Genomic DNA, 23,964 nt, shown 5'->3' with positions numbered 1-23,964 from the left:
GCTGGATAGGGTCGGGGCGTGTCCGAGGAGGAAGCGACCCGCGTCTGGACCGTGCCGAACATCATCAGTCTGGTGCGGCTCGCCGGCGTGCCCCTGTTCCTGTGGCTGGTGCTCGGGCCCGAGCAGGACGCCGTCGCCCTCGCCGTGCTGATGGTCGCCGGCTTCACCGACTTCCTCGACGGGTGGCTGGCGCGCAAGCTCGGGCAGTTCTCCAAGCTCGGCGAGATCCTCGACCCGGTCGCGGACCGGCTCTACATCCTCGCCGTGGTCATCGGGCTGTTCCTGCGCGACATCATCCCGTGGTGGGTGGCGGTGGCCCTGCCGCTGCGCGACCTGTGCCTGTGGGGACTCGTCCCGATCCTGCGCACCCGCGGCTTCTCCGCCCTCCCGGTCCACTTCCTCGGCAAGGCCGCCACCTTCAACCTGCTCTACGCCTTCCCGCTGCTGCTCCTCGGCGAGGGCACCGGCGTGGTCGCCACCCTCGCCCGCAACTTCGGGTGGGCGTTCGCGTGGTGGGGGATCGGTCTCTACTGGTGGGCCGGCGTGCTCTACGCCTGGCAGGTCCGGACGCTGGTGCGCGACACACCGCGTCGTACGTCGCCCGCGACCGACCATGGCTGAGCAGCCCGCGCGGGGGCCGGCTGCTCCGCTCCCGCCGCATGTGACGACGCCGCTGCTCACGCTGATCACGGCGCGGTCGATGGACGAGGACTACGCCCACGTCGCCCAGCAGCGCGCGGCGAGCGGGGCCGCGCCCGCGCCGCGCACGCGCCCGCACGTCGCCAGCCTGCTGGCCGTCGCGGCGCTCGGCGTGATGGCGTCCGTCGTCGCGGCGCAGACCGACCGGCAGGCGGAGGTCGACGAGCTCAGCCGGGCCGCGCTGACCCAGCAGATCGACTCCCGCCGCGACGAGCTGCGCGGCCTGCAGGCGCAGGTGGCGGACCTGACCGCCGGCAACCAGGCGATCGTGGCCCGCAGCACCACCGTGCAGGGCCAGCTCGACGACCTCGACACGCGGGTGCGCCGCGCCGAGCTGGTCACCGGCTTCGCAGCCGTCCACGGACCGGGCGTCCGGATCACGGTCGACAACCGTCCGGGCATCGACGTCAACAGCGAGATCCGGGACGAGGACCTCGCGGTGCTGGTCGACGGGCTGTGGGAGGCCGGCGCCGAGGCGATCGCGATCAACGACCAGCGGATCAACGCCCTCGGCGGCATCCGCAACACCAGCCGGGCGATCCACGTCAACGGGCGACCGGTCAACGCGCCCTACGTCGTGTCCGCGATCGGCGACCCGCGCACCCTGCAGGCCCGACTGCTCCAGACCAGCGAGGGACAGGAGTGGTTCGCGCTCGTCAGCGGCTTGGGATTCCTCTACACGCCTGAGAATGTGGACGACATGCGCCTGCCGGCTGCGCCGTCGCGCGACCTGCGTGGTGTGATCGAGCTCGACGCCGATCCCGACGGCCAAGGTGGAGGGGAGGGGAGCGCGCCGTGATTGCCGCTCTCGGTCTGCTGTTCGGCATCGTGGCGGGGCTGGTGTTCGCCCCGGACGTGCCGCTCGGTCTGCAGCCCTACCTGCCGATCGCGGTCGTGGCCGCCCTCGACGCGGTCTTCGGCGGCCTGCGCGCGTACCTCGACGGCATCTTCGACGACAAGGTCTTCGTCGTCTCCTTCGTCAGCAACGTCGTGATCGCCGCCGCGATCGTCTACCTCGGAGACCAGCTCGGCGTCGGTGCGCAGCTGTCGACGGGCGTGATCGTCGTGCTCGGCATCCGGATCTTCTCCAACGTGGCCGCGATCCGGAGGCACGTCTTCCATGCCTGACCAGCCCGACCAGCCCGACCAGCCCGACCGGCCCGACCAGCCCGACCGGCCCGACACGAGGGACGTGGAGCCGGGGCGCGACCGGCTCCGCGGCGCGTTCACGCGACCCTCGCGGCGTCAGGCGGTGGTCGGGGTGCTGCTGGCCGTCCTCGGCTTCACCTTCGTCGTGCAGGTGCGCGACACCAAGGCCAACGACACCTACGCCGGCCTGCGCGAGAGCGAGCTGATCCAGGTCCTCGACGGCCTCACCGGCACCGCCGAGCGGGCCCGGCGCGAGGTCGACCGGCTGGAGTCGCGCCGCGACGAGCTGCTCGACGAGAACCAGGCCCGGGCCGCGGCGCTCGACGAGGCCGAGCAGCGGGTCCGCACGCTGAACATCATCGCCGGCCTGGTGCCGGTCTCCGGCGAGGGGCTGCGGATCACCATCACCGAGACGACCAGCCGGGTCAGCGTCGGCTCGCTGCTCGACACCGTGCAGGAGCTGCGGACCGCCGGCGCGGAGGCGATGGAGTTCAACGACGAGATCCGCCTCGGTGCGGACAGCTCGTTCCAGAACGCGGTGGGCGGCATCGAGCTCGACGACCAGCTGCTCGAGCCGCCGTACGTCCTCGACGTGATCGGCGACCCGCACGTCCTGCGGACCGCGCTGACCTTCTCCACCGGCCCGGTCGAGACGCTCGAGACCCTCGACGGCGCCGAGGTGACGATCGAGGAGCCCGAGCAGGTGGAGGTCACCAGCGTCCGCGAGGCGACGCGACCCGCCTATGCGGAGCTGGGCACCGGCCAGTAGCCTGCCGCCGGAGCGCCCTGGCGGCAGAACGGGTCTGCCGCGTCCCGACCTCGCGAGGAGAGCCGACGTGTATCCGGAGAACCTGAAGTACACCAGCGAGCACGAGTGGGTCCGCACGCCCGGCGACGCGGAGGGCTCGGTGCGCGTCGGCATCACCGACTTCGCCCAGGACGCCCTCGGTGACATCGTCTACGTGTCGCTGCCGCAGGTCGGCGACTCCGTCACCGCGGGGGAGACCTGTGGCGAGCTGGAGTCGACCAAGTCGGTCAGCGACATCTACGCACCGGTCACCGGCGAGGTGGTCGCCACCAACCCGGCGCTCGACACGACGCCCGAGCTCGTCAACAGCGACCCCTACGAGGCGGGCTGGCTGTTCGAGGTCACGGTCGCGGACGGCTCCCAGCTCGAGGGCCTGCTCGACGCCGCCACCTACCAGTCGGGCCTCGAGGGCTGAACCGACCGCCCGTCGAGCACCCCGATGCCGGTCCGCGGCCAACCCGCGGACTGGTAGGTTCGGGGCAACCGTCAACCTCAACCCTCGGCTGAGGGTTGGGCGTCGATCGATCCGCCGAGGAGACATCCATGCCGTTCTGCACCGCGTGTGGCAAGCAGAACCCCGACGATGCCCGCTTCTGCGCCCAGTGCGGCACGAAGCTGCTCGCGGGGGAGGACACCGGGGCCACCCCCGTCGAGACCACTGCGACCATCACGTTCGGCGCGCCGGACCAGCGCGAGTCCTCGGACCGCCAGCTGAGCCCCGTCGACGCCGCCGCGGTCGACGCGCTGCCCGAGGGGCACGCGCTCCTGGTCGTGCAGCGCGGCCCGAGCGCCGGCAGCCGGTTCCTCCTCGACACCGACGTGGTCGGGGCCGGGCGCCACCCCGACAGCGAGATCTTCCTCGACGACGTGACCGTCTCGCGCCGGCACGCCGAGTTCCGTCGCTCCGGCACGGGCTACACCGTCGGCGACGTCGGCAGCCTCAACGGCACCTACGTCAACCGCGACCGGATCGACTCCGTCGAGCTCAACGACGGCGACGAGGTGCAGATCGGCAAGTACCGCCTGGTGTTCTTCTCCTCGCACCCGGACAGCTGATCCGGTGGGTGCCTCGCCGTCCGCGGGACCCCACCGCGGCGCCCGGTTCAACATCGGTCAGGTGCTCGACCAGCTGCGCCCCGACTTCCCCGGGGTGACCATCCCCAAGATCCGCTTCCTCGAGGACAAGGGACTGGTCAAGCCGGAGCGCACCCCCGCCGGCTACCGCAAGTTCTCCGGCGACGACGTCGCCCGGCTGCGCTACATCCTGCTGATGCAGCGCGACCACTACCTCCCGCTCAAGGTGATCGGCGACCACCTCGACGCGATCGACCGCGGCCTGGAGCCGCCACCGATCGAGTCCGTCGTGCCGACCGTGCCGAAGGTGGCGCTGAGCGCCGACGGGCTGCCCAGCCCCGAGTCGTTCCGGCGCACGAGCGACCTGCGCCTCTCGCGCCGCGAGCTGCTCAAGGTCGCGGACATCTCCGAGGAGCTCCTCGTCCAGCTCGAGCAGTTCGGCCTGGTGCGCGCCCTCACCGGCACCGGACACTTCGACAGCGACGCCCTGGTGGTCGCCCAGACCGCCCGGGAGCTGGCCGACTACGGCTTCGAGCCGCGCCACCTGCGCGCCTTCAAGACCGCGGCCGACCGGGAGGTGGGGCTGGTCCAGCAGGTGGTGGCACCGCTCGCACGCGGTCGCGACGCCTCCGCCCGCGGGCGCGCCGAGGACGCCACCTCCGAGATCGCCGCGCTGTCGGTGCGGCTGCACGCGACGCTCGTGAAGGTCGGCCTCGACCGCGGCTGATCCCGCCCCCGGCGGTTGCGAGCACCTGAGTAGGGTGGTGGCCATGCGGGAGATGGACGTCGTCGGAGTCCGGGTCGAGATGCCCTCGAACCAGCCCATCGTGCTGCTGCGCGAGGTCACTGGCGAGCGCTACCTCCCCATCTGGATCGGTGCGGTCGAGGCGACCGCCATCGCATTCGCCCAGCAGGGGGTGACGCCGCCGCGACCGCTGACGCACGACCTGATGCGCGACGTGCTCGCCGCGACGGGCCAGCGCCTCGAGGAGGTGCGGATCGTCGACATGCAGGACAGCATCTTCTACGCCCAGCTCGTCTTCGAGGGCGGCGCGGAGGTCGGTGCCCGGCCGTCGGACTCGATCGCCCTCGCACTGCGCACCGGGACCCGGATCGTGTGTGCGGAGTCGGTGCTCGACGAGGCCGGCCTCGCCGTCCCGGTGGAGCAGGAGGACGAGGTCGAGCGGTTCCGCGAGTTCCTCGACCACGTCTCGCCGGACGACTTCGAGGCGCCCTGACCCTCGGCGCTCAGGCCTCACCCTAAACCTGAGGTTGAGGGTTGCGACACGCCGCCCCGTGGATGGACAACCCCCGGGTCCGGGCTTACGGTGAACTGTCTTCGTTGTAACTCCACCGTTGTGGTGCCCTCCGGGCCGATCGGCGGATCCTTCCCCCAGGAGTTGCTGCAGAGCGAAGGATCAGACCTGGAGGGTCGCGTGGGTAGCAACGAGAACGAGCAGGGCGCGGACGTCGCCGCCATGAAGGCCGCGGCCGAGGCCGCCGACCTGGCCCAGGAGCAGGGACTCCTCTTCGACGACGACGTGTCGCCGCTGCCGAGCGACACCGGCTACCGCGGCCCGACGGCCTGCAACGCGGCCGGCATCACCTACCGCCAGCTCGACTACTGGGCCCGCACCGGCCTCGTCGAGCCGAGCGTCCGCGGCGCGGCCGGCTCCGGCTCGCAGCGGCTCTACTCCTTCCGCGACATCCTCATCCTCAAGGTCGTCAAGCGGCTCCTCGACGCGGGCATTTCGCTGCAGCAGATCCGCACCGCGACCGCCCACCTGCGTGAGCGCGGCACCGACGACCTCACCCGCGTCACCTTGATGAGCGACGGCGCCTCGGTCTACGAGTGCACCAGCAACGACGAGGTCATCGACCTGCTCCAGGGCGGGCAGGGCGTCTTCGGCATCGCGATCGGCGGCGTCTGGCGCGAGATCGAGGGCACCCTCGCCGAGCTCCCCAGCGAGCGCGCCGCGGAGGACCCCTCCACCTCGGTCGCGGGCGACGAGCTGGCCGCGCGCCGCGCCGCACGGCAGACCGGCTGACCCCAGCCGCTGCACGATCCTCTCGACGAGGGCCATCCGGACTCCGGGTGGCCCTCGTCGATTTCCGGCGCCGCCGGTTAGAGTGGGGGCGCTGACATCCCGTGCGGGAGAGTCACCGCGGTCCGCACCCAGGGCCGTACGTGCGCCGAAGGGGCAATTCCTCCCCGGAACCTCTCAGGCACCCGGACCGCACGGGCTGGCACTCTGGAGGCCACCGGGCCGACAGAGGGGGAGGCCACCTCCGTGACCTCAGGGAGCCCCACGTGCCGGACGCCAGCCCCGCCCCGACCACCGCCGAGACGGGCGAGTTCGTCGCCCGCCACATCGGCCCCGACGACGCCGCGGTGGCCCACATGCTCCGCGCCGTCGGGCACGAGTCGCTGGAGTCGCTGATGAGCGCCGCGGTGCCGGGCGGGATCCGCACCGCCGCCGCGCTCGACCTGCCCGAGCCCCTCGACGAGGAGGCGACGGCACGCGCGCTGCGCACGCTCGCCTCGCAGAACCGGCCGGCCGAGGCGATGATCGGCCTGGGCTACCACGCCACGATCACGCCGCCGGTGATCCGGCGCAACGTGCTCGAGGACCCGTCCTGGTACACCGCCTACACGCCCTACCAGCCGGAGATCTCCCAGGGCCGGCTCGAGGCGCTGCTCAACTTCCAGACGGTCGTCGCCGACCTGACCGGCCTGCCGACCGCCAACGCGTCGCTGCTCGACGAGGGCACCGCTGCGGCCGAGGCGATGACGCTGGTGCGCCGTGCCCAGCGCGGCGCCACGGGAGCGTTCGTCGTCGACGCGGACGCGCTGCCGCAGACGATCGACGTGGTGCGCACCCGCGCGGCCGGCATGGGCATCGAGGTGGTCGTGGCCGACCTGGCCGACGGCCTGCCCGAGGGTGACGTCTGCGGCGTGCTGGTGCAGTACCCCGGCGCCTCCGGCGAGGTCCGCGACCCGCGACCGGTCATCGACGCGGTCCACGAGCGCGGCGGGCTCGCGGTCGTCGCGGCCGACATCCTCGCCCTCGCGCTGCTCGAGGCGCCCGGCACCTTCGGCGCCGACGTCGTGGTCGGCTCGTCGCAGCGCTTCGGCGTCCCGCTGTTCTACGGCGGCCCGCACGCCGGGTTCATGTCCGTGTCCGCCGGCCTCGAGCGCCACCTCCCCGGCCGGCTGGTCGGCGTGTCCGTCGACGCCGAGGGCCGCCCCGCGTACCGGCTCGCGCTGCAGACCCGCGAGCAGCACATCCGGCGCGACAAGGCGACGTCGAACATCTGCACCGCCCAGGTGCTGCTGGCCGTGGTCGCCTCGATGTACGCCGTCTACCACGGCCCCGAGGGCATCCGCCGGATCGCGCGGCGCACCCACGACCACGCCTCGGCGATCGCCGCCGCGCTGCGGGCCGGGGGAGTGGAGGTCGTCAACGACACCTGGTTCGACACCCTGACCATCTCGGTGCCGGGTCGCGCGGGCGAGGTCGTGTCGGCCGCGCGGGCCGTCGGCCTGCACCTGCGCCTGGTCGACGAGGACCACGTCGGCGTCTCGACGTCCGAGCGCACCTCGCCGGCCACGGTCGCGTCGGTGCTGCGCTCCTTCGGCGTCGCCGCGGTCGAGGAGTCGGAGAGCGGCCTGCCCGCCGACCTGGCCCGCACGACCGACTTCCTCACCCACGAGGTCTTCCGCTCCCACCACAGCGAGACCCAGATGCTGCGCTACCTCGCGCGGCTCTCGAACCGTGACTACGCCCTCGACCGCGGCATGATCCCGCTGGGGTCGTGCACGATGAAGCTCAACGCCACCACCGAGATGGAGCCGGTGAGCCTGCCCGGGTTCGCCGACCTGCACCCGTTCGCCCCCGCGCAGGACGCCACCGGCTACCGCGAGCTCGTCGACGACGTCGAGCGCTGGCTCGCCGAGGTCACCGGCTACGACCGCGTCTCGGTGCAGCCCAACGCCGGCTCCCAGGGCGAGCTGGCCGGCCTGCTCGCGATCCGCGGCTACCACCGCGCCAACGGCGACACCGGCCGCGACGTGTGCCTCATCCCGTCGTCCGCCCACGGCACCAACGCGGCCTCGGCCGTGATGGCCGGCATGAAGGTGGTCGTGGTCAAGGCCTCCGACGACGGGTCCGTCGACCTCGACGACCTGCTGGCCAAGTGCGAGCAGCACGCCGACACCCTCGCCGCGATCATGGTGACCTACCCGTCGACGCACGGCGCCTACGAGGACACCATCACCGACCTGTGCAAGATCGTCCACGACCACGGCGGGCAGGTCTACGTCGACGGCGCGAACCTCAACGCGCTGCTCGGCCACGCGCGTCCCGGCGAGTTCGGCGGCGACGTGTCGCACCTCAACCTGCACAAGACCTTCTGCATCCCGCACGGTGGCGGCGGTCCGGGCGTCGGCCCGGTCGCGGTCCGCGCCCACCTCGCGCCCCACCTGCCGTCCCACGACGCGCACCCGGAGGCCGAGAAGCGCACCGGGATCGGCGCGATCAGCGCGGCGCCCTACGGCTCGGCCGGGATCCTGCCGATCACCTGGGCCTACATCCGGATGATGGGCGCCGAGGGCCTGACCCGGGCGACCGCGGTCGCGGTGCTCTCGGCCAACTACGTCGCCCACCGCCTCCAGGAGCACTTCCCCGTGCTCTACCGCGGGCACGGCGACCTCGTCGCCCACGAGTGCATCCTCGACCTGCGCGCGATCACCAAGGCCAGCGGCGTGACGGTGGACGACGTGGCCAAGCGGCTCGTCGACCACGGGTTCCACGCGCCCACCATGTCGTTCCCGGTCGCGGGGACGCTCATGGTCGAGCCCACCGAGTCCGAGGACCTCGCCGAGATCGACCGGTTCTGCGACGCGATGATCGCCATCCGCGAGGAGATCGCGCGCGTCGAGGCGGGGGAGTGGACGCCCGAGGACTCGCCGCTGCGGCACGCGCCGCACACCGCGCGCGCCCTCGTCGGTGAGTGGGACCGCCCGTACTCCCGCGAGGTCGCGGTCTTCCCGCGCGGCATCGACCCCGACAAGTACTGGCCGCCGGTCGCACGCATCGACCAGGCCTACGGCGACCGCAACCTGGTCTGCTCGTGCCCGTCTCCGGAGGCGTTCGCGGAGGACTGAGCCGCGGAGGCCGGTCAGGCCCTAGGGTCGAGCGGGTGAGTGATCAACGGCAGCGACTGCTCGACGTCGCGCAGGCCGAGGGCCGGCTGACGTCGGTCGTCGGCGCCGTCCTCGACCGCTACGGCGCGGTCTGGGCCGGGGGAGCAGGGCGCGCCCCCGGCCTGGACGGGCAGTACCGGATCGGGTCGATCACCAAGACCATGACGGCCGTGCTGGTGCTCCAGGCGCGCGACGAGGGCCGGCTCGCCCTCGACGACCGCCTCGCCGACCACCTGGGCGACGTCGGCTACGGCGAGGTCACCCTCCGCGACGCGCTGGCCCACACGTCCGGGATGCAGAGCGAGCCCCGCGGGTCGTGGTGGGAACGCACCCGCGGCGGCGACTTCGGCTCGCTGACCGCGGCCAACGACGGCTCGGGGCGCGTCGCCGCACCGGGGGCGTGGTTCCACTACTCCAACCTCGGCTACGGGCTCCTCGGCGAGGTCGTGGCCCGCAGGTTCGGTGCGCCGTGGCGCGACCTGGTGTCGCAGCGGCTGCTGCGACCGCTGGGGATGCGCGCGACGTCGTACCTCCCGCGGCCCGGTGCGCAGGCCGGGTGGAGCGTGGACCACTTCACCGGGATCCGCGTCCACGAGCCGCTCGCCGACACCGGTGCGATGGCGCCGGCGGGCCAGCTGTGGTCGACGCTCGCCGACCTCGTCACGTGGGGCCAGGTGCTCGGCGGGGCCCGGCCCGACGTCCTCGCGCCGGCCAGCCTCGCGGAGATGCAGCAGCCGGTCTCGCCCGACTACGGGCTCGGCCTGATGCTCGGCGTCCACCCGGGCGGCCGGCTGGTCGGCCACAACGGCTCGATGCCCGGCTTCCTGGCCGCGCTGCACGTCGACCCGGACAGCGGGATCGGTGCGGTGGTGCTGGCCAACGCCACGACCGGGATCAACCCGCGTGACCTCGCGGTCGCCCTCATCGAGGGCGATCCCGACGCCGACGACGCCCGGCCCGAGCCGTGGCGGCCCACCGTGGCCCTGCCGCCCGAGGTGGAGGGGGTGCCGGGGCTGTGGTTCTGGGGCAACTCCGCGCAGGACGTGCGCTGGCACAACGACTGCCTCGAGCTGCGGTCGATGGCCCGCGGTGGCGTGGTCACCGACCGCTTCGAGCTGCGCGACGGCACGCTCGTCGGGGTGTTGGGATACCACCGCGGCGAGCGCCTCGAGGTCGTCCGCCGTCCGGACGGGTCGGTGCGCAACCTGGAGTGCGCGACGTTCGTCTACACCCGCACGCCCTACGACCCCGAGGTCGGTGGTGTGGGCTAGGGTGCCGAGCGCACACACGATCTCGGGGGAGAACACCACATGGCTGCCACACCCGCGCGCGTCCGCGCGCTCGTCCTCGCCGCCCTCACCGGCCTCGTCGCGACCCTGCTGGTGACCGCCGGCCCGGCCTCGGCGGCGCGTCACCGCGACGGCCTGAGCGGCTACGCCTTCGACGCCCGCTGCGCGCCGACGCAGGAGCAGATGGACGCCTGGCTCACCGCCTCGCCTTTCTGGGGCGCGGGGATCTACATCGGCGGCTCGAGCATGTCGTGCCGGACCACGACCACGGACCCGGGCCAGCCGCACCTCGACGCCACCTGGGTCGCGCGCCAGCGCTCGGCCGGGTGGCGGCTGCTGCCGATCTGGGTCGGCCCGCAGGCGTCCTGCGCCAGCGGCTACGCCGACCTGATCGACGCGACCCCGACCGGCGACTACGCCGCGGCCGACGCCCGCGGTCGCGCCGAGGCGGCGGCCGCGGTCAGCCGGGCGCGCGAGCTCGGCCTGCCGCGCCGCAGCACCCTCTGGTACGACCTCGAGGGCGGCTTCGACGTCGCCTCGGACGACTGCCGCCGCTCGGCGCTGCGCTTCCTCAGCGGCTGGACCCGCGCGCTCCACGACCTCGGCTACCGCTCCGGCGTCTACTCCAGCATCTCCGCCGGCATCCACGCCCTCGACAACGCCGACAACCTGTCGCCCGGCTCGTACGCGATGCCCGACCAGGTCTGGTACGCCTGGTACAACGGCCGCGCCGACACCGACGTCGACCCCCAGTGGGTGCGCGGGTCGAGCTGGGAGGGCGAGCGCGTCCACCAGTACGAGGCGCAGACGACCGCGACCTACGGCGGCGTGCCGCTGACGATCGACCGCAACTACCTCGAGCTCGACGGCGGCTCGCGGGCGCCGAAAAACCTCCGCGCCTGCGGCGGCACCCGCGTCGACCTCCCGCGCTACCCGCGCCTGCGCAGCGGCAGCCGCGGGGCCAGGGTCGAGGCGCTGCAGTGCGTGCTGCGCACCCAGGCCCGCTACCGCGGACGCCTCGACGGCGTCTACGACCGCGACGTCGTCAAGGCGGTGCGGTCCTTCCAGCGTCGCGCCGACCTGCGCGAGACCGGGCGGGTCGACGCCCGCACCTGGCAGGCGCTGTTCTCCAAGGGCCGCACGCCGCTGCTCAAGGTGGGCTCCGCGGGCCGCGACGTGCTTCGCGTGGAGCGCGCGCTGCGCGGCGGCGGGCTGGGGTCGGTGAAGGTCACCGGCGTGCTCACCGACCGCACCTCCCGCGGGATCGCGCGCTTCCAGAAGAGGGTCGGGCTGGCGCCCACCGGCGTCGTCGACGACGCCACGTGGCAGGCGCTCCAGACCGGTCTGCGATAGGTCCGGAAGCCCTGACCCGAGGGGCCACCGGGCGCTAGTGTGACGGCCGGGCGGGACCGCCCGGCATCGACGGTGGAGGGAACGGACATGGGACTCATCCAGGCTGTGAGCGGTGCGATCGGCGGCACGCTCGCCGACCAGTGGCTCGACTTCTTCGGCGTGCCCGACGGCCTGTCGCCGACGGCCGCGCTGGTCCCGGCCGTCCGCAAGGACCAGAACGCCGGACGCGGCGCCAACGCGGGCGCGTCGGACGGCGTCATCACCAACGGCTCGAAGATCGTGGTGCCCGAGGGCTACGGCCTGGTGCTGATGGAGGACGGCGCCTTCACCGGCTTCGCCGCCCAGCCCGGCGGCTACGTCTGGAACTCCGACGAGGCGGCCTCGCAGTCGGTCTTCTCCGGCGGGGGCCTGGTCGACTCGATCATCAAGCAGAGCTGGGAGCGCTTCAAGTTCGGCGGCCGCCCCGGCTCGCAGCAGAACGCGATCTTCGTCTCCCTCAAGGAGCTGCCCAACAACAAGTTCGGCACCCAGTCGGAGATCTACTGGGACGACGCGTTCCTCAACACCCAGGTCGGCGCGATCACCCGCGGCACGTACACGCTGCGCATCACCGACCCGCTCACCTTCATCCGCAACTTCGTCTCCGCCAACGTGATCAGCGGTCGGGCCGTCTTCGACTTCACCGACATCGACAACCCGGCCGGTGAGCAGCTGTTCAACGAGGTCGTCGGCTCGCTGGCGCCGGCGTTCTCGATGTACACCAACGACCCCGCCAAGGGGAACCGGATCGCCCGGCTCCAGCAGGACTCGATCGGCTTCGCCCAGTCGCTGTCGGCGGCGGTGGAGCAGAACTACCAGTGGCGCACCGACCGCGGCCTGGAGATCGTCAAGACCGCGATCATCTCGATCGAGTACGACGCCACGACCCGCGAGCTGCTGAAGAACGTCCAGCGGGCCGACGCCCTGTCGGGCCAGCGCGGCAACTCCAACCTCCAGGCCTCCGTCGCGGCCGGCTTCGAGAACGCCGGCGAGAACGCCGGACCGGGCGGGCTGATCGGCATGGGCATGGCGGCCGGCGGGGCGGGCCTCGGCGGCCTCCAGCAGCCGGTGCAGCAGGCGCCGGCCGCTCCCGCGGCACCGGCTGCCCCCGCCGCGCCCGCGGCCCCGGCCGCCGAGGACCCGATGGCGGTCCTCAAGCGCGCCAAGGACATGCTCGACGCCGGGCTGATCACCCAGGAGGACTACGACGCGGCGAAGGCGAAGGCGCTCGGTCTCTGACATGGCCCAGGACGACCAGCACACCGACGCGCCCGCGGCCGAGCCCCGCAAGCCCGTCTTCGACGGCCCGCCCCTCTCGCTGGAGGAGGAGCTCGCCGCCGCGCGGGCCGAGCCCGAGCCGGGACCCACCATCGAGACCGTCAACGAGTCGCTCGCCGACGGCGTCAACCGCTGCCCCAAGTGCGGCTCGACCGACGTCCAGCTGCGGGCGTCGAGCGGGATGCTCGTCTGCCTCTTCTGCCGCCACCAGTGGCAGGAGGAGCGGGTCGAGGAGGAGCTCGGGCTCGGCGTCGGCATCGACGAGCTCGAGGGCACCGTCGTCGCCAGCGGCGCCGGCGAGATCGACGAGGGCGCGGACGACATCGTGACCCTCACCTGCGGTGGATGCGGCGCGGAGGTCGTGGTCGACACCGCGCACGCGATGAACGCGCGATGCCACTGGTGCCGCCACACCCTCAACGTCAACAAGCGCACGCCCAACGGCGCGGTCCCCGACGCGGTGCTGCCCTTCAAGCTCACCCGCGACGAGGCGGTCGAGAAGATCCGCGAGTTCGCCGGCAAGCGCCGGCTCTTCGCCCACCCGCGCTTCCGCAAGGAGTTCGTCCCGGAGAACGTCCTCGGCGTCTACCTGCCCTACCTGGTCGTCGACGCGCGCGCCGAGGCGTCGTACTCCGGCGTGGGGGAGGTGCAGACCCGGCGCTGGACGGAGAAGAGCGGCGACAACACCGTCACCTACTACGCCGCCGACGTCTACCGCGTCGACCGCTCGGTGTCCTTCACCGTCGACGACCTCACCATGGAGGGCGCGGCCGACCGCGCGCAGTTCGACTCCAGCACGACCAACAACATCGTCAACACGATCCTGCCGTTCGACACGAAGAACGCCGTGCGCTGGAACGCCAGCTATCTCGTCGGGTTCACCAGCGAGAAGCGCGACCTCGACGTCGGGGACCTCTCGCCCAAGCTCGAGGACCAGCTGCTGTCGATCGGACGCTCCCAGGTGCACGGCTCCCTCGACCGGTTCGACCGCGGCGTGCGGTGGGAGGGCGAGCAGGTCGACGTCGGCGGCTCGCGCTGGGTGTCGATGTACCTGCCGGTGTGGATCTACTCCTACTACCAGGAGAACACCAAGATGCTCCACTACATCGCCGTCAACGCCCGCACCGGCGAGACGATGGGCAGCGTGCCGGTCTCGCAGTGGCGGCTGATCGCGGCCGCCCTCACCGTCGGCACCTTCCTCGAGGGCATCGCCGGCGCGATCCTGGTGGGCACGGCATGAGCGCGCTGCTCGACCTCCAGGTGACGGTCCTCGCGAGCGGTGACGGCGCGCCGCTGTGGATCCTCGCGGCCGGACCGGCCGGCGCCCTCGGCACGTACTGGGCGATCTACCGCTACTACCGCAACAACGACAAGTCGCACGCCTACGAGCGCGACACCCTCATCGACGCGAAGCCGGTGCAGGGGCACGAGGAGAAGGTCGACCACATCTCCCGGACCCGCGACTCCGACATCGACGGCGACAACTCCGCGAAGTACCGCGAGCGGGTCCGCCGGCTGCGCTGAGGCCTCAGACGCCCTGGGAGACGCTCGACATGTTGAAGTCCGGGATCCGCAGGGCCGGGGTGGCGGTGCGCGAGAAGTAGTCGTCGCCCCACTCCCGGCTGAAGCTCGGCACCGTCGCGCTCGCCGCGCTGAAGCGGTTGAGCAGGTCGATCGGGGACTCGTTCCAGCGGAAGTTGTTGGCGGCGCCGACGATCTCGCCGTCCTCGACGACGTAGACGCCGTCGCGGGTGAGGCCGGTCAGCAGCATGGTCTGCGGGTCGACCTCGCGGATGTACCACAGGCAGGTGAGCATCAGGCCGCGCTGCACGCCGGCGACCATGTCCTCGACGGTGCCGGCGCCGTCGCCGACCTCGAGGACCAGGTTGTCGACCATCGGCGTGACCGGCTGGCCCGTCATGCCGGCCGAGTGGCGGGTCTGGATCAGGCCGGTCAGCAGGCCGTCGCGGATCCAGTCCGTACGCCCGAGCGCGAGGCCGTTGTCGAAGACCGAGTCGGTGTTGTCGGAGGCGCCCGCGACCGCGAACGGCGTGCACTCCAGGCCGGGGTGGGCGGGGTCGGAGAACAGGCTGACGCCCGGCGCCGCGACCTTGTCGCCGATCCGGGTGCCACCGCCGCGGCGGCTGTAGACCGACTCGCCCTCGTGGGCGACGCGCGCGCCAGCGCCCCAGTAGGCGTCGATCATCAGGTCGGCGACCGACGAGGGCGGCAGGATGGTGTCGTAGCGACCGGCGGGCAGGTCGATGCGCCGCTCGGCCCACGCCAGGCGACGCGCCACGTCGGAGGCCATCGCCGCGGCGTCGACGTCGCGGAAGTCGCGGGTCGCGCCGCCGACCCACGCGCTGCGGGTCAGGGAGGTGTCCTTGGCGGTGCAGGCGTAGTGGCCGGTCGGCTGGGCGTGGCGCAGGCGTACGCCCCGCGAGGTCCCGAGGTAGGTGGTCGTCACGTCGTGGTTGACGAAGCCGTAGAGCAGGCGCTGCTCGGCGCCCGCCTGGCCGAACGCCTCGCCGAGCGCGGGGGCGAACGCGTCGTAGACGCCGATGTCGGTGGTCTCGGGCTCGAGGTCCCAGTCGGGCGAGGTCACGGCCGCGACGAGGTCGGCGGCGTCCTCCGCGGGGGAGCCGGCGCGGGCGGCCGCGTCCGCGGCCTCGACGAGACCGGTGACCTGCTCGCGCGTCGACGCGCTGCCCGACACCGAGCCGGTGGCGATGCCACCGCTCACCGCGGCGAAGCTCACCACGGTCACCGAGACCTCGGTCATCACGCCGTTGGTGGTGAGCGTGTTGTTGGCCCAGCGCAGGTTGGCGCTGGTGACGTCGCGGACGATCGCGACGCAGTCGTCGGCCGTCGAGGTGGCGAGCGCGTGCTCGACGAGCTGCTGGGGTGAGGTCGTCATCAGTGGCCTGCCTCGTCGATGGTGTTGAGGATGTTCACGCCGCGGAACAGCGCCGACGGGCAGCCGTGGCTGACCGCCGCGACCTGGCCCGGCTGGGCCTTGCCGCAGTTGAAGGCGCCGCCGAGCACCCAGGTGTCGGGACCGCCGACGGCCTCCATCGACCCCCAGAAGTCGGTCGTGGTGGCCTGGTAGGCGACGTCGCGGAGCATCCCGTCGAGCCGGCCGTCGGTGATCTTGTAGAACCGCTGGCCGGTGAACTGGAAGTTGAACCGCTGCATGTCGATGGACCACGACTTGTCGCCCACGACGTAGATGCCGCGCTCGACCTTGCCGATGAGGTCGTCGGTGGACAGGTCGTCGGTGCCGGGCAGGAGCGACACGTTGGCCATCCGCTGGATCGGGATGTGGCCGGGGGAGTCGGCGTACGCGCAACCGTTGGAGCGCCCCTCGTTGAGCTCGGGCTTGAGGTGACCCATCGACCGGTCCAGCTGGTAGCCGACGAGCACGCCGTCGCGGACGATGTCCCACTCCTGGGTCTGCACGCCCTCGTCGTCGAAGCCGACGGTGGACAGCCCGTGCGGGGTGGTGCGGTCGCCGCGGACGTTCATCACCGGGGAGCCGTACTGCAGGGTCCCGAGCTTGTCGTAGGTCGCGAACGAGGTGCCGGCGTAGTTGGCCTCGTAGCCCAGCGCCCGGTCGAGCTCGGTGGCGTGGCCGATCGACTCGTGGATGGTGAGCCACAGGTTGGACGGGTCGACGACCAGGTCGTAGGACCCTGCCTCGACGCTCGGCGCGGCGAGCTTCTCGGCCAGCAGGTCGGGGACCTCGGCGATCTCGACGTCCCAGTCCCAGTGGGTGCCGTCGAGGTACTCCCAGCCACGGCCGACGGGCGGCGCGAGGGAGGCCATGGTGTCGAACAGGCCGCTCTTCTCGTCCTCGCCGCTGGCCTCGAAGCCGGGCTGCAGGCGTACGCGCTGCTGCGTCGTGCGGGTGCCGGTGAGGTCGGCGTAGTACTTGTTCTCCTGCACCTGCTGGAGGAAGGCGGTGGCGTGGGACACCGAGTCGGCCGACCGCAGCCGCTCGGTCCAGTCGACCAGCAAGGCCGCCTTCTCGCGGGTCGGCACCTCGAGCGGGTTCACGTCGTAGCCCGACACCCAGGTGACGTCGTCGTGCACCGGCTCGGGCGCGAGCTCGACGGGGGTGGTGGTCATCGCGGCGGCCACCTTCGCCACCGCCACCGCGGTCTCCGCGACGCGGCGTGCCTCGGCGTCGGTGAGCACCACGCCGGACGCGAAGCCCCACGCCCCGTGGTGGACCACGCGGACCGCGAACCCGAGGTCCTCGGCGTCGCTGGCGGTCTGCAGCACGCCGTCGCGGGCGCCGAGGTACTGGTAGCGGTTGCGCTCGAACCGGAAGTCGGCATGGCTGGCGCCGAGCTCCTGGGCACGGGCCAGGGCCACGTCGCCGAGGCGGCGGTGCGGCAGGTCGCTGAAGGTCGGGTCGAGCCCGGGCGCACTCATGCGGACGAACCTATCGAAGGAATCCTCATCCGACGCGCAGGGACACCCGGCTGCCGTGGCGCCCGCGGTGGACGCGCAGCTGGGTCGGGATGCGGGTCTGCAGCTCGGGCACGTGGCTCACCACGCCGACGACCCGCCCGCCGTCGCGCAGCGTGTCGAGGGTGTCCATGACGTCCTCGAGGGTGTCGGCGTCGAGGCTGCCGAAGCCCTCGTCGACGAAGAGGGTGTCGAGGTCGGCCCCGCCGGCCTCCGCGGTGATCACGTCCGCGAGGCCCAGCGCGAGGGCGAGGGACACCACGAACGTCTCGCCGCCCGACAGAGTCGCGGGATCCCGGCTGTCGCCGGTCCAGTCGTCGCGGACCAGCAGGCTCAGCCCGCCGCGGGTCTCGCCGGCGCCGCGCCGGCCGGTGTGGACGAGGGAGTAGCGGCGGTCGCTCATCGTCGACAGGCGCAGGTTGGCGGCCTCGACCACCTGTCCGAGGCGGTGGGCCAGGACGTAGGCGGACAGCCGCATCTGGAGCTGGTTGTCGGCGTGCTTGCCCTCCACCGTCGCGGCCAGCCGGGCCACCACGTCGAGGTCGGCCAGCAGCGGCTGCCAGGCGGCGAGTGCGGCCTCGACGTCGTCGGCGAGCCCGGCCAGGCGGGCCGCGCGGTCCTGCAGGCGCGCCTCGCGCTGACGGGCGGCCTGCGCGTCGGCGCGAGCGCGGTGGAGCTCGCGGGCCAGGGCCTCGAGGTCGGGTGCGGGCGCGGCCGCGGCGCTGACGAGCGTCGGGTCGGCCAGCCTCGTCCGGGCCCGGTCGAGGTCGTGGGCGTGCTGCTCGACCCGCCGACGCTGGGCGGCGAGGGCCTCGGGGGCGAGCCAGGCGGCCGCCGCCTCGTCGGCGGACCCGAAGCCGTGCTGCCCGGCGGCGTCGGCGGCCGCGGCCTCGGCCCGACGGGTCGCGACCCGGGCGCGGTCGAGGTCACCGGCGGCGGCGAGCAGGCGGGTGGCGAGGTCGTCGACGCGGCGGTGGTGGGCGACCAGCGCGTCGAGGTCGGCGTGGTCCGGCAGCACGGCGCGGACCCGGTCACGCAGGTCGTCGAGGCGCGCGCCCGTCACCGCGACCTCGGTGGCGAGCCGGGCGGCCTCGGCGCCGAGCCGGTCGAGCTCGTCGGACGTCGCGGCCAGGTCGTCGTGCAGGCCGCCACCCGGCGCTCGAGGACGGGTGCCTCCGCGGCCACCGCGCGGGCGTCGGCGAGCCGGGCGCGCCGGTCGTCGCGATCCGCGGTGAGCTCGTCCCGGGTGCGGCCGGCCTCGACGGCGGCAGTGGCGCGCCGGGCCTCGAGTCCCCGCACCGTCTGCGCGTGGGCCTCGACCTCGACCTCGAGGTCGTCGACCCGGCGGCGGGCGGCGCGCTCGGCCGCCTCGTCGGGTGCGCCGGGAGCGGGTGCCGCGGGGAGGGGTGCTCGGCAGACCCACACCGGGCAGCAGCCGCCCACGGCGAGCCGGGACGCGATCTCGGCGGCCATCCCGTCGAGGCGCTGCTCGCGGATCTCGACGAGCGCCTCGCGCGCCACGAGCCGGGCGGCCGCCGCCGCCCGCTGCTCCTGCTCGGCGGCCTCGAGGTCGAGGGTGAGCTCCTCGACGCCCACCGCGGCCCGGAGCCGGACGTCGAGGGCCGCGAGCTCGTGCTCGAGCGTGGGCACGAGCGCGACGGCGTCGGTGGCGCGGGCGAGCCGGGCGCCAGGTCGTCGAGGAGCGCGGGCAGCTCGGCGGCGCGGGCGGCGAGGCCCTCGCTGCGCGTGGCGGCCGTGGCCCGCTCGCGCTCGAGGCGGGCCAGGTCGGCGGCCAGCGCGTCCGCCTCGTCCCGGAGCGGTCGTACGCGGGCGAGCTCGGTGAGCGCGCCCACGGCGGCGCGCTGGAGCTCGGCGACCTGCTGGTCGTCGGGCTCGACACCCTCGGAGGTGTCGACGACGCGCGCCAGGTCGCGGCGCAGGGTCGCGAGGCCTCGGGCAGCGCCGTCCTCGGCCGCGCGCGCGGTGAGGGCGACCTCCTGGACGGGGCGCACGGCGAGCGCCCGCTCGGCCGCCTCGATCGAGGCGACGTCGCGCTGGTGCTCGTCGGCGGCCTGGAGCAGCCCGGCGAGGTCCCGCTCGGCCGCTGCGTGCTCGGCGCGCCTGCCGGCGAGCTCGGTGCCGGCGGCCGCGGCGTCGGCGGCCACCCGCTCGGAGGCGGCGGTGGCCTCGACGACCTCCGCCTCGCTCGCGGCGCGGCCCGCGGTCGTGCGGGCGAGGGCGTGGGCCCAGTCGAGGAGCAGGTCGGGGATGTCCGGCCAGTCGTCCGGTGCGGGGTCGCCGCTGACCTCGCTGACCCGGCTGGCGAGGTCGGCCAGGGTCGCCCGGTGGTCGTCGGAGGCCCGCCGGAGCTCGACGCGCCGCTCGCGCAGCCAGCGCTCGACCTGGTCGAACCGCTCGGTGCGGAACACCTGCTGGAGGAGTGCGTGACGCTCCTCCGAGCGGGCGCGCAGGAAGGCCTGGAACCGCCCCTGGGGGAGCAGGGCGACCTGGCAGAACTGCGGGAGGGTCATCCCGACGAGGCGGGTGACGAGGTGGCCGGTCTCGTCGAGGCGGGTGCTGAGCGGGTGCCAGGCGTCGGTGCCGTCGGGGTCGCGCCGGCGCTCGGAGATCACCACGCGCGCCTGCTCGGTCGTGGTGCCGGTGCCGCGCTTCTTGGGGCGCCGCCACGCGGGGGAGCGGTCGATGCGGAACCGGCGTCCCGACAGCGTCGCCTCGAGCACGACCCGCGGGACCACGTCGTCGCCGGCGTGGTCCGAGCGCAGCCGCTTGGCGGTGGCACGGTCGCCGGGGACGTCGCCGTAGAGGGCGAAGCACACGGCGTCGAGGACGCTCGACTTGCCGGCGCCGGTCGGGCCGCTCAGCAGGAACAGGCCGGCGTCGGACAGCGCGTCGAAGTCGATGCGGGCCGGATCGGCGAACGGCCCGAAACCGGTCACCTCGAGGTGGTGGAGCCTCACCGCTCGGCCCCCGTCCCGACGAGGACGTCCTGGTCGGGGTCGTGGCAGCACGCGTCGACGGCCTGCTGCAGCAGCGCCGCCTCCGCCGGCGTCGCGGGGGCGCCGCGGACGTGGCTCAGGAAGTCGAGCGCGACCTCGTGGTCGTTGCGCCCGGCGGCCGGGGCGGCGGGCGCGTCGTCGCGCGCGACCGGGGTCGGGAACTGGAGGACCAGCGTGTGCGGGAAGCGGCGTCGCAGCAGCTCCATCGCCCGCGCCGGTCGGGGGACGTCGGTGACGGTGGCCTGGACCCAGTCGTCCTCCCGTGCGGTCAGCGCGGGGTCGGCCAGCAGGTCGTCGAGGCGCCCGGAGATCCGTGACAGGCGGCGCGGCACCGGCGCGTCGACCCAGTGGGCCGCAGCGAAGCCGCGCGCGTCGAGCTCGACGAGCCAGGAGCCCTTGGCCTGGTCGGCCTCGGAGAACGAGTACGCCAGGGGCGAGCCGGAGTAGCGCAGGTCGGGGGAGAGCTCGTGGGGGCCGTGGAGGTGGCCGAGCGCGGTGTAGTCGATGCCGTCGAAGAGGCTGGTGGCGACCCGGGAGACGCCGCCGACGCTGATGTCGCGCTCGGACTCGCTCGGCGTGGCGCCGGCGACGAACGCGTGGGCCAGGACCACCGAGCGGGTGCCGGTGGTGCGCGTGGCGAGGTCGCGGCGGACGCGGGTCATCGCCTCGGCGAGGGCCGCCTCGTGGCTGCGGCGCGGCAGCGACCACGGCTCGAGCAGCGCCGAGGGATCGAGGTAGGGCAGCGCGTGGAAGGCCACGTCGCCGTGCTCGTCGCCCAGCACGACGGGCGTGCCGATCCCGGCGGCGTCGGTGCGGACGAAGACCCCGGCGGCGTCCATCAGCCGGGAGCCGAAGCCGAGGCGGCGCGCGCTGTCGTGGTTGCCGCTGCTGACGACCACGGAGGCCCGCGACCCGGCGAGGCGGGCGAAGGCCTCGTCGGCCAGCTCGACGGCGTCGACGTGGGGCAGGGCGCGGTCGTAGACGTCCCCGGCGACCACGACGACGTCGACGCGCTCCGACTCGACCACCTCGAGCAGGTGGTCGACGAACGCACCCTGGTGGCCCAGGAGGCCCTCGCGGTGGAAGGACCTCCCGAGGTGCCAGTCGGAGGTGTGGAGGATGCGCACGGCACGAAAATAGGCGGCGGCACCGACAGCCCCGCGCCCCCACGCCGCGGGGGACTCCGCGGGGTGGTGCTCGCCACTCAGCAGTAGCGGACGCTGCGCCCCGGTGAGGTGAAGCCCCACAGGTCGATGCCGGCCTCGGCGGCGAGGCTCGCGGCGAGGCTGGTGGGCGCGCCGACGGCGACGATCGACCCGATGCCGCTGGCGGCGGCCTTCTGGACGAGCTCGAAGCCGACCCGCCCGCTCAGCACGAGGCAGGCCGCGGCGGCCGGCTCGCCGGCCAGCACGCGGGCACCGACGACCTTGTCGACGGCGTTGTGGCGGCCCACGTCCTCGCGGACCACCAGGAGGGTGCCGTCGGCGTCGGCGAGCCCGGCGGCGTGCACGCCGCCGGTGCGCTCGAAGAGGGCCTGCCGCTCGCGCAGCGCGTCCGGGAGGCGGCGTACGACGTCCGCGCCGGGGCGCGCGCCGTCCCAGGGCGCGGCGGACCGGGTGGTGAGCGCGTCGCTCACGCTGTCCTTGCCGCACACGCCGCAGGCCGACGAGCCCGCCGACGAGGCGACGTGGCGGTGCGGCAGGTCGGCGCCGGACGCGAGGTCGACGGTGACGACGTTGAACTCCTGGTCGGGCGCGAGGTCGGCGTCGGTGCAGTAGGCCACCCGCTCGATGCCGTCGGTCGTCGCGATCCCCTCGTGGACCAGCCACCCGGCGGCGAGCTCGAAGTCGTGCCCGGGGGTGCGCATCGTGACCCAGGCGCGCCGCGCCGGCAGCCCCCGGCCGCGCACCCGGATCTCGAGCGGCTCCTCGGTCACCAGGCGGTCCTCGCGGGCCAGCTCGCGGTCGGTCGTGTGCTCCACGACGCGGGTGCGGACCGAGGGCCCGGGACGGCGGGCGCGGGTGTCTGTCACCCCCCGACCCTAGCCCGCCGCTGGTGGTCGAGATCACCCCGTCGTCGATGCCGTCCGGGCGTGCGACAGACGTAGAATGTAAGAGCCGCGACGGAGCGGCCAACTCTTACATCTCAGTGTCACGACTCAGGGCCGGACGCCCTCGAAAGGAAAGATCTCCATGACCACGCAGCTGCACCTCGCCTTCAGCCTCGTCGACTCGCGGGCGCGCTCGGCCGAGGACCGTGCCCTCCTGCGGGACGTGGAGATCGCCCGGAGCGAGGAGCGTCGCGCGCGTCGCGCGGCCCGCCGCGCCACGCGTTGATCGGGCGCCCCTGGTCCACGCCGGGAACCCTCCCCGCGGGGTCTGGCAGGCTGGCGCCCATGAGTGACGACACCCCCGTCCAGGACGTGCGCAGCGTCGAGCTGACCCGGATCGGGCCGGCCCGCTTCAAGGCGACCAACGCCCGGGGCGGCGAGACCTTCTTCGGCACCGGGGGAGACGACCCCGACTTCACGCCCGTCGAGCTGCTGCTCGCCGCGATCGCCGGCTGCAGCGCCCTCGACGTCGAGGCGATCACGCACAAGCGGGTCTCGAGCACGACGTTCGACGTGCACGCCGAGGGCCGCAAGGTCCGCGACGCCGACGGCAACCACATGACCGGGCTGCGCGTCGCCTTCGACGTGGCCTTCCCCGAGGGCCCCGAGGGCGACGCGGCCCGGGCGCGCGTGCAGAGCGCCATCGAGATGTCGCGCGACCGGCTCTGCACGGTGTCGCGGACGGTGCAGCTCGGGACGGACGTCGTCTACGACGACCACCCCGAGCCCGACGTCAGCTGACGGTCACCTTCTCGATGGTGACCTCCTTGTTGGGGGCACCGCCACCGGCCGGGTTGGAGGCGTCGTTGCCCTCCTTTGCGATCGCGTCGATGACCTTGAGGCCGGCCTCGTCGATGGTCCCGAACGTCGTGTAGCTCGGCGGGAACTGCGAGTCGCGGAAGACCAGGAAGAACTGCGAGCCGTTGGTGTTGGCGCCAGCGTTGGCCATCGCCAGCGTGCCGGCAGGGTAGGTCTCCTTGCCGTCGAGCTCGTCGGCGAACGAGTAGCCCGGGCCGCCGGCGCTGGTGCCGGTCGGGTCGCCGCACTGCAGGATGCCGAAGCCCTCCTGGTCGCCGATGCGCGGGCAGGTGGTGTCGTCGTAGAAGCCCTGCTCGGCCAGCGACACGAACGAGTTGACGGTGCACGGCGCGTCGGCGGCGTCGAGGGTGAGGCCGATGTCGCCGAAGTTGGTGGTGATCGTCGCCGCCACCGTGCCCTCGGCGGGCGCCTCCTCGGACGGCGCGTCGACCTCACGGGCCGGCTCCTGGCCGTCGGAGGGGTAGTCGCACGTCGCGGTCTCGCCCGACGCCGCGGGGGAGTCCGAGGAGTCGGAGGAGGGCGACTCGCTGGTCGTCTCCTGCGCGGTGTCCGAGGATCCGTCGCCCTCGTTGCCGCACCCGGCCAGGACGAGGACGGACAGGCAGGCCAGCACGGCGGCAGGACGGGACAGTGAGGGTCGCTTCGACATG

At 73.5% G+C, this 23,964-nt stretch carries 24 protein-coding genes and 1 riboswitch; of the genes, 17 read left to right on the top strand and 7 right to left on the bottom strand.

The window, feature by feature from the left end:
* Nucleotides 1–18 precede the first annotated feature (18 nt).
* From LN652_RS02395 to LN652_RS02325, 15 genes are all read left to right on the top strand, one after another.
* Nucleotides 19–621 (top strand): CDP-alcohol phosphatidyltransferase family protein, encoded by a 603-nt coding sequence (locus LN652_RS02395; protein WP_230443114.1) that lies wholly within the window; start codon nt 19–21, stop codon nt 619–621.
* 40 nt (nt 622–661) lie between these two features.
* Complete coding sequence (locus LN652_RS02390) at nt 662–1,498, top strand: DUF881 domain-containing protein (RefSeq protein ID WP_230443113.1); 837 nt, start codon at nt 662–664, stop codon at nt 1,496–1,498.
* Nucleotides 1,495–1,827: a small basic family protein gene (locus LN652_RS02385; RefSeq protein ID WP_211731748.1), complete on the top strand. Its 333-nt coding sequence runs from the start codon at nt 1,495–1,497 to the stop codon at nt 1,825–1,827. Before LN652_RS02390 ends, LN652_RS02385 begins: the two co-directional genes overlap by 4 nt.
* Entirely contained in the window at nt 1,820–2,617 is a 798-nt protein-coding gene (locus tag LN652_RS02380) for a DUF881 domain-containing protein (RefSeq protein ID WP_230443112.1), read from the top strand. The genes LN652_RS02385 and LN652_RS02380 overlap by 8 nt, the downstream gene beginning before the upstream one ends.
* Before the next feature lie 67 nt (nt 2,618–2,684).
* A complete protein-coding gene (gene gcvH, locus LN652_RS02375) occupies nt 2,685–3,071 on the top strand; it encodes a glycine cleavage system protein GcvH (protein WP_230443111.1) in 387 nt (128 codons plus the stop codon).
* Between the two features lie 128 nt (nt 3,072–3,199).
* The gene (locus LN652_RS02370) at nt 3,200–3,712 is read left to right on the top strand and encodes an FHA domain-containing protein (protein WP_230443110.1); all 513 of its coding nucleotides are present in this window, start codon (nt 3,200–3,202) and stop codon (nt 3,710–3,712) included.
* A gap of 4 nt (nt 3,713–3,716) precedes the next feature.
* A complete protein-coding gene (gene ftsR / locus LN652_RS02365; protein ID WP_230443109.1) occupies nt 3,717–4,457 on the top strand; it encodes a transcriptional regulator FtsR in 741 nt (246 codons plus the stop codon).
* 43 nt (nt 4,458–4,500) lie between these two features.
* Nucleotides 4,501–4,968: a bifunctional nuclease family protein gene (locus tag LN652_RS02360; protein ID WP_230443108.1), complete on the top strand. Its 468-nt coding sequence runs from the start codon at nt 4,501–4,503 to the stop codon at nt 4,966–4,968.
* A 240-nt stretch (nt 4,969–5,208) separates the two neighbouring features.
* Nucleotides 5,209–5,778: a MerR family transcriptional regulator gene (locus tag LN652_RS02355; protein ID WP_230444668.1), complete on the top strand. Its 570-nt coding sequence runs from the start codon at nt 5,209–5,211 to the stop codon at nt 5,776–5,778.
* Between the two features lie 94 nt (nt 5,779–5,872).
* A riboswitch (glycine riboswitch) is annotated at nt 5,873–5,978 on the top strand.
* Nucleotides 5,979–6,131: 153 nt separating this feature from the next.
* On the top strand, nt 6,132–8,897 hold the full coding sequence (gene gcvP, locus LN652_RS02350; RefSeq protein ID WP_230444807.1) for an aminomethyl-transferring glycine dehydrogenase: 2,766 nt from the start codon (nt 6,132–6,134) through the stop codon (nt 8,895–8,897).
* A gap of 35 nt (nt 8,898–8,932) precedes the next feature.
* A complete protein-coding gene (locus LN652_RS02345; RefSeq protein ID WP_230443107.1) occupies nt 8,933–10,207 on the top strand; it encodes a serine hydrolase domain-containing protein in 1,275 nt (424 codons plus the stop codon).
* A gap of 39 nt (nt 10,208–10,246) precedes the next feature.
* Nucleotides 10,247–11,578, top strand: coding sequence for a glycoside hydrolase domain-containing protein (locus LN652_RS02340; RefSeq protein ID WP_230443106.1), 1,332 nt, complete (start codon nt 10,247–10,249; stop codon nt 11,576–11,578).
* An 87-nt stretch (nt 11,579–11,665) separates the two neighbouring features.
* Nucleotides 11,666–12,856: an SHOCT domain-containing protein gene (locus tag LN652_RS02335; RefSeq protein ID WP_230443105.1), complete on the top strand. Its 1,191-nt coding sequence runs from the start codon at nt 11,666–11,668 to the stop codon at nt 12,854–12,856.
* Nucleotide 12,857: 1 nt separating this feature from the next.
* Entirely contained in the window at nt 12,858–14,135 is a 1,278-nt protein-coding gene (locus LN652_RS02330; protein WP_230443104.1) for a TFIIB-type zinc ribbon-containing protein, read from the top strand.
* Complete coding sequence (locus tag LN652_RS02325; RefSeq protein WP_230443103.1) at nt 14,132–14,419, top strand: hypothetical protein; 288 nt, start codon at nt 14,132–14,134, stop codon at nt 14,417–14,419. The genes LN652_RS02330 and LN652_RS02325 overlap by 4 nt, the downstream gene beginning before the upstream one ends.
* Before the next feature lie 4 nt (nt 14,420–14,423).
* On the opposite strand, the gene LN652_RS02320 is transcribed toward LN652_RS02325, so the two are convergent.
* The 6 genes from LN652_RS02320 to LN652_RS02295 form a co-directional block, all read right to left on the bottom strand.
* The gene (locus LN652_RS02320; protein ID WP_230443102.1) at nt 14,424–15,812 is read right to left on the bottom strand and encodes a metallopeptidase TldD-related protein; all 1,389 of its coding nucleotides are present in this window, start codon (nt 15,810–15,812) and stop codon (nt 14,424–14,426) included.
* Entirely contained in the window at nt 15,812–17,332 is a 1,521-nt protein-coding gene (locus LN652_RS02315) for a TldD/PmbA family protein (RefSeq protein WP_230443101.1), read from the bottom strand. The genes LN652_RS02320 and LN652_RS02315 overlap by 1 nt, the downstream gene beginning before the upstream one ends.
* A gap of 25 nt (nt 17,333–17,357) precedes the next feature.
* The gene (locus LN652_RS02310) at nt 17,358–18,431 is read right to left on the bottom strand and encodes an AAA family ATPase (RefSeq protein WP_230443100.1); all 1,074 of its coding nucleotides are present in this window, start codon (nt 18,429–18,431) and stop codon (nt 17,358–17,360) included.
* Entirely contained in the window at nt 18,400–20,346 is a 1,947-nt protein-coding gene (locus LN652_RS02305) for an AAA family ATPase (RefSeq protein WP_230443099.1), read from the bottom strand. Before LN652_RS02305 ends, LN652_RS02310 begins: the two co-directional genes overlap by 32 nt.
* Nucleotides 20,343–21,512, bottom strand: coding sequence for an exonuclease SbcCD subunit D (locus tag LN652_RS02300; RefSeq protein ID WP_230443098.1), 1,170 nt, complete (start codon nt 21,510–21,512; stop codon nt 20,343–20,345). Before LN652_RS02300 ends, LN652_RS02305 begins: the two co-directional genes overlap by 4 nt.
* 77 nt (nt 21,513–21,589) lie before the next feature.
* Nucleotides 21,590–22,417: a formate dehydrogenase accessory sulfurtransferase FdhD gene (locus LN652_RS02295; RefSeq protein WP_230443097.1), complete on the bottom strand. Its 828-nt coding sequence runs from the start codon at nt 22,415–22,417 to the stop codon at nt 21,590–21,592.
* A gap of 160 nt (nt 22,418–22,577) precedes the next feature.
* Between LN652_RS02295 and LN652_RS02290 the strand changes: the two genes are divergently transcribed.
* Nucleotides 22,578–22,721 (top strand): hypothetical protein, encoded by a 144-nt coding sequence (locus LN652_RS02290; RefSeq protein ID WP_230443096.1) that lies wholly within the window; start codon nt 22,578–22,580, stop codon nt 22,719–22,721.
* A gap of 59 nt (nt 22,722–22,780) precedes the next feature.
* Nucleotides 22,781–23,236 carry an OsmC family protein gene (locus tag LN652_RS02285; RefSeq protein WP_230443095.1) on the top strand — a complete coding sequence of 152 codons (456 nt, stop codon included), beginning with the start codon at nt 22,781–22,783 and terminating at the stop codon, nt 23,234–23,236.
* Here LN652_RS02285 and LN652_RS02280 read toward each other — a convergent pair.
* Nucleotides 23,229–23,963 (bottom strand): peptidylprolyl isomerase, encoded by a 735-nt coding sequence (locus tag LN652_RS02280; RefSeq protein WP_230443094.1) that lies wholly within the window; start codon nt 23,961–23,963, stop codon nt 23,229–23,231. The two genes, LN652_RS02285 and LN652_RS02280, sit on opposite strands and share 8 nt — an antisense overlap.
* Nucleotide 23,964 lies beyond the last annotated feature (1 nt).

The sequence above is a fragment of the Nocardioides okcheonensis genome (assembly GCF_020991065.1).
Taxonomy (GTDB): Bacteria; Actinomycetota; Actinomycetes; order Propionibacteriales; family Nocardioidaceae; genus Nocardioides; species Nocardioides okcheonensis.
Note: the sequence above shows the minus strand (reverse complement) of the source record. Positions and strands in the feature narration are given on the sequence as shown.

Excerpts from the sequence above, each read along its gene's own strand:
- LN652_RS02315 (WP_230443101.1), bottom strand. The coding sequence starts at position 17,332 with ATGAGTGCGCCCGGGCTCGACCCGACCTTCAGCGACCTGCCGCACCGC.
- LN652_RS02340 (WP_230443106.1), top strand. The coding sequence starts at position 10,247 with ATGGCTGCCACACCCGCGCGCGTCCGCGCGCTCGTCCTCGCCGCCCTC.
- LN652_RS02285 (WP_230443095.1), top strand. The coding sequence starts at position 22,781 with ATGAGTGACGACACCCCCGTCCAGGACGTGCGCAGCGTCGAGCTGACC.
- LN652_RS02290 (WP_230443096.1), top strand. The coding sequence starts at position 22,578 with ATGACCACGCAGCTGCACCTCGCCTTCAGCCTCGTCGACTCGCGGGCG.
- gcvP (WP_230444807.1), top strand. The coding sequence starts at position 6,132 with ATGCTCCGCGCCGTCGGGCACGAGTCGCTGGAGTCGCTGATGAGCGCC.
- LN652_RS02325 (WP_230443103.1), top strand. The coding sequence starts at position 14,132 with ATGAGCGCGCTGCTCGACCTCCAGGTGACGGTCCTCGCGAGCGGTGAC.
- LN652_RS02355 (WP_230444668.1), top strand. The coding sequence starts at position 5,209 with ATGAAGGCCGCGGCCGAGGCCGCCGACCTGGCCCAGGAGCAGGGACTC.
- LN652_RS02330 (WP_230443104.1), top strand. The coding sequence starts at position 12,858 with ATGGCCCAGGACGACCAGCACACCGACGCGCCCGCGGCCGAGCCCCGC.
- LN652_RS02280 (WP_230443094.1), bottom strand. The coding sequence starts at position 23,963 with ATGTCGAAGCGACCCTCACTGTCCCGTCCTGCCGCCGTGCTGGCCTGC.
- LN652_RS02320 (WP_230443102.1), bottom strand. The coding sequence starts at position 15,812 with ATGACGACCTCACCCCAGCAGCTCGTCGAGCACGCGCTCGCCACCTCG.
- LN652_RS02335 (WP_230443105.1), top strand. The coding sequence starts at position 11,666 with ATGGGACTCATCCAGGCTGTGAGCGGTGCGATCGGCGGCACGCTCGCC.
- LN652_RS02370 (WP_230443110.1), top strand. The coding sequence starts at position 3,200 with ATGCCGTTCTGCACCGCGTGTGGCAAGCAGAACCCCGACGATGCCCGC.
- LN652_RS02360 (WP_230443108.1), top strand. The coding sequence starts at position 4,501 with ATGCGGGAGATGGACGTCGTCGGAGTCCGGGTCGAGATGCCCTCGAAC.
- LN652_RS02380 (WP_230443112.1), top strand. The coding sequence starts at position 1,820 with ATGCCTGACCAGCCCGACCAGCCCGACCAGCCCGACCGGCCCGACCAG.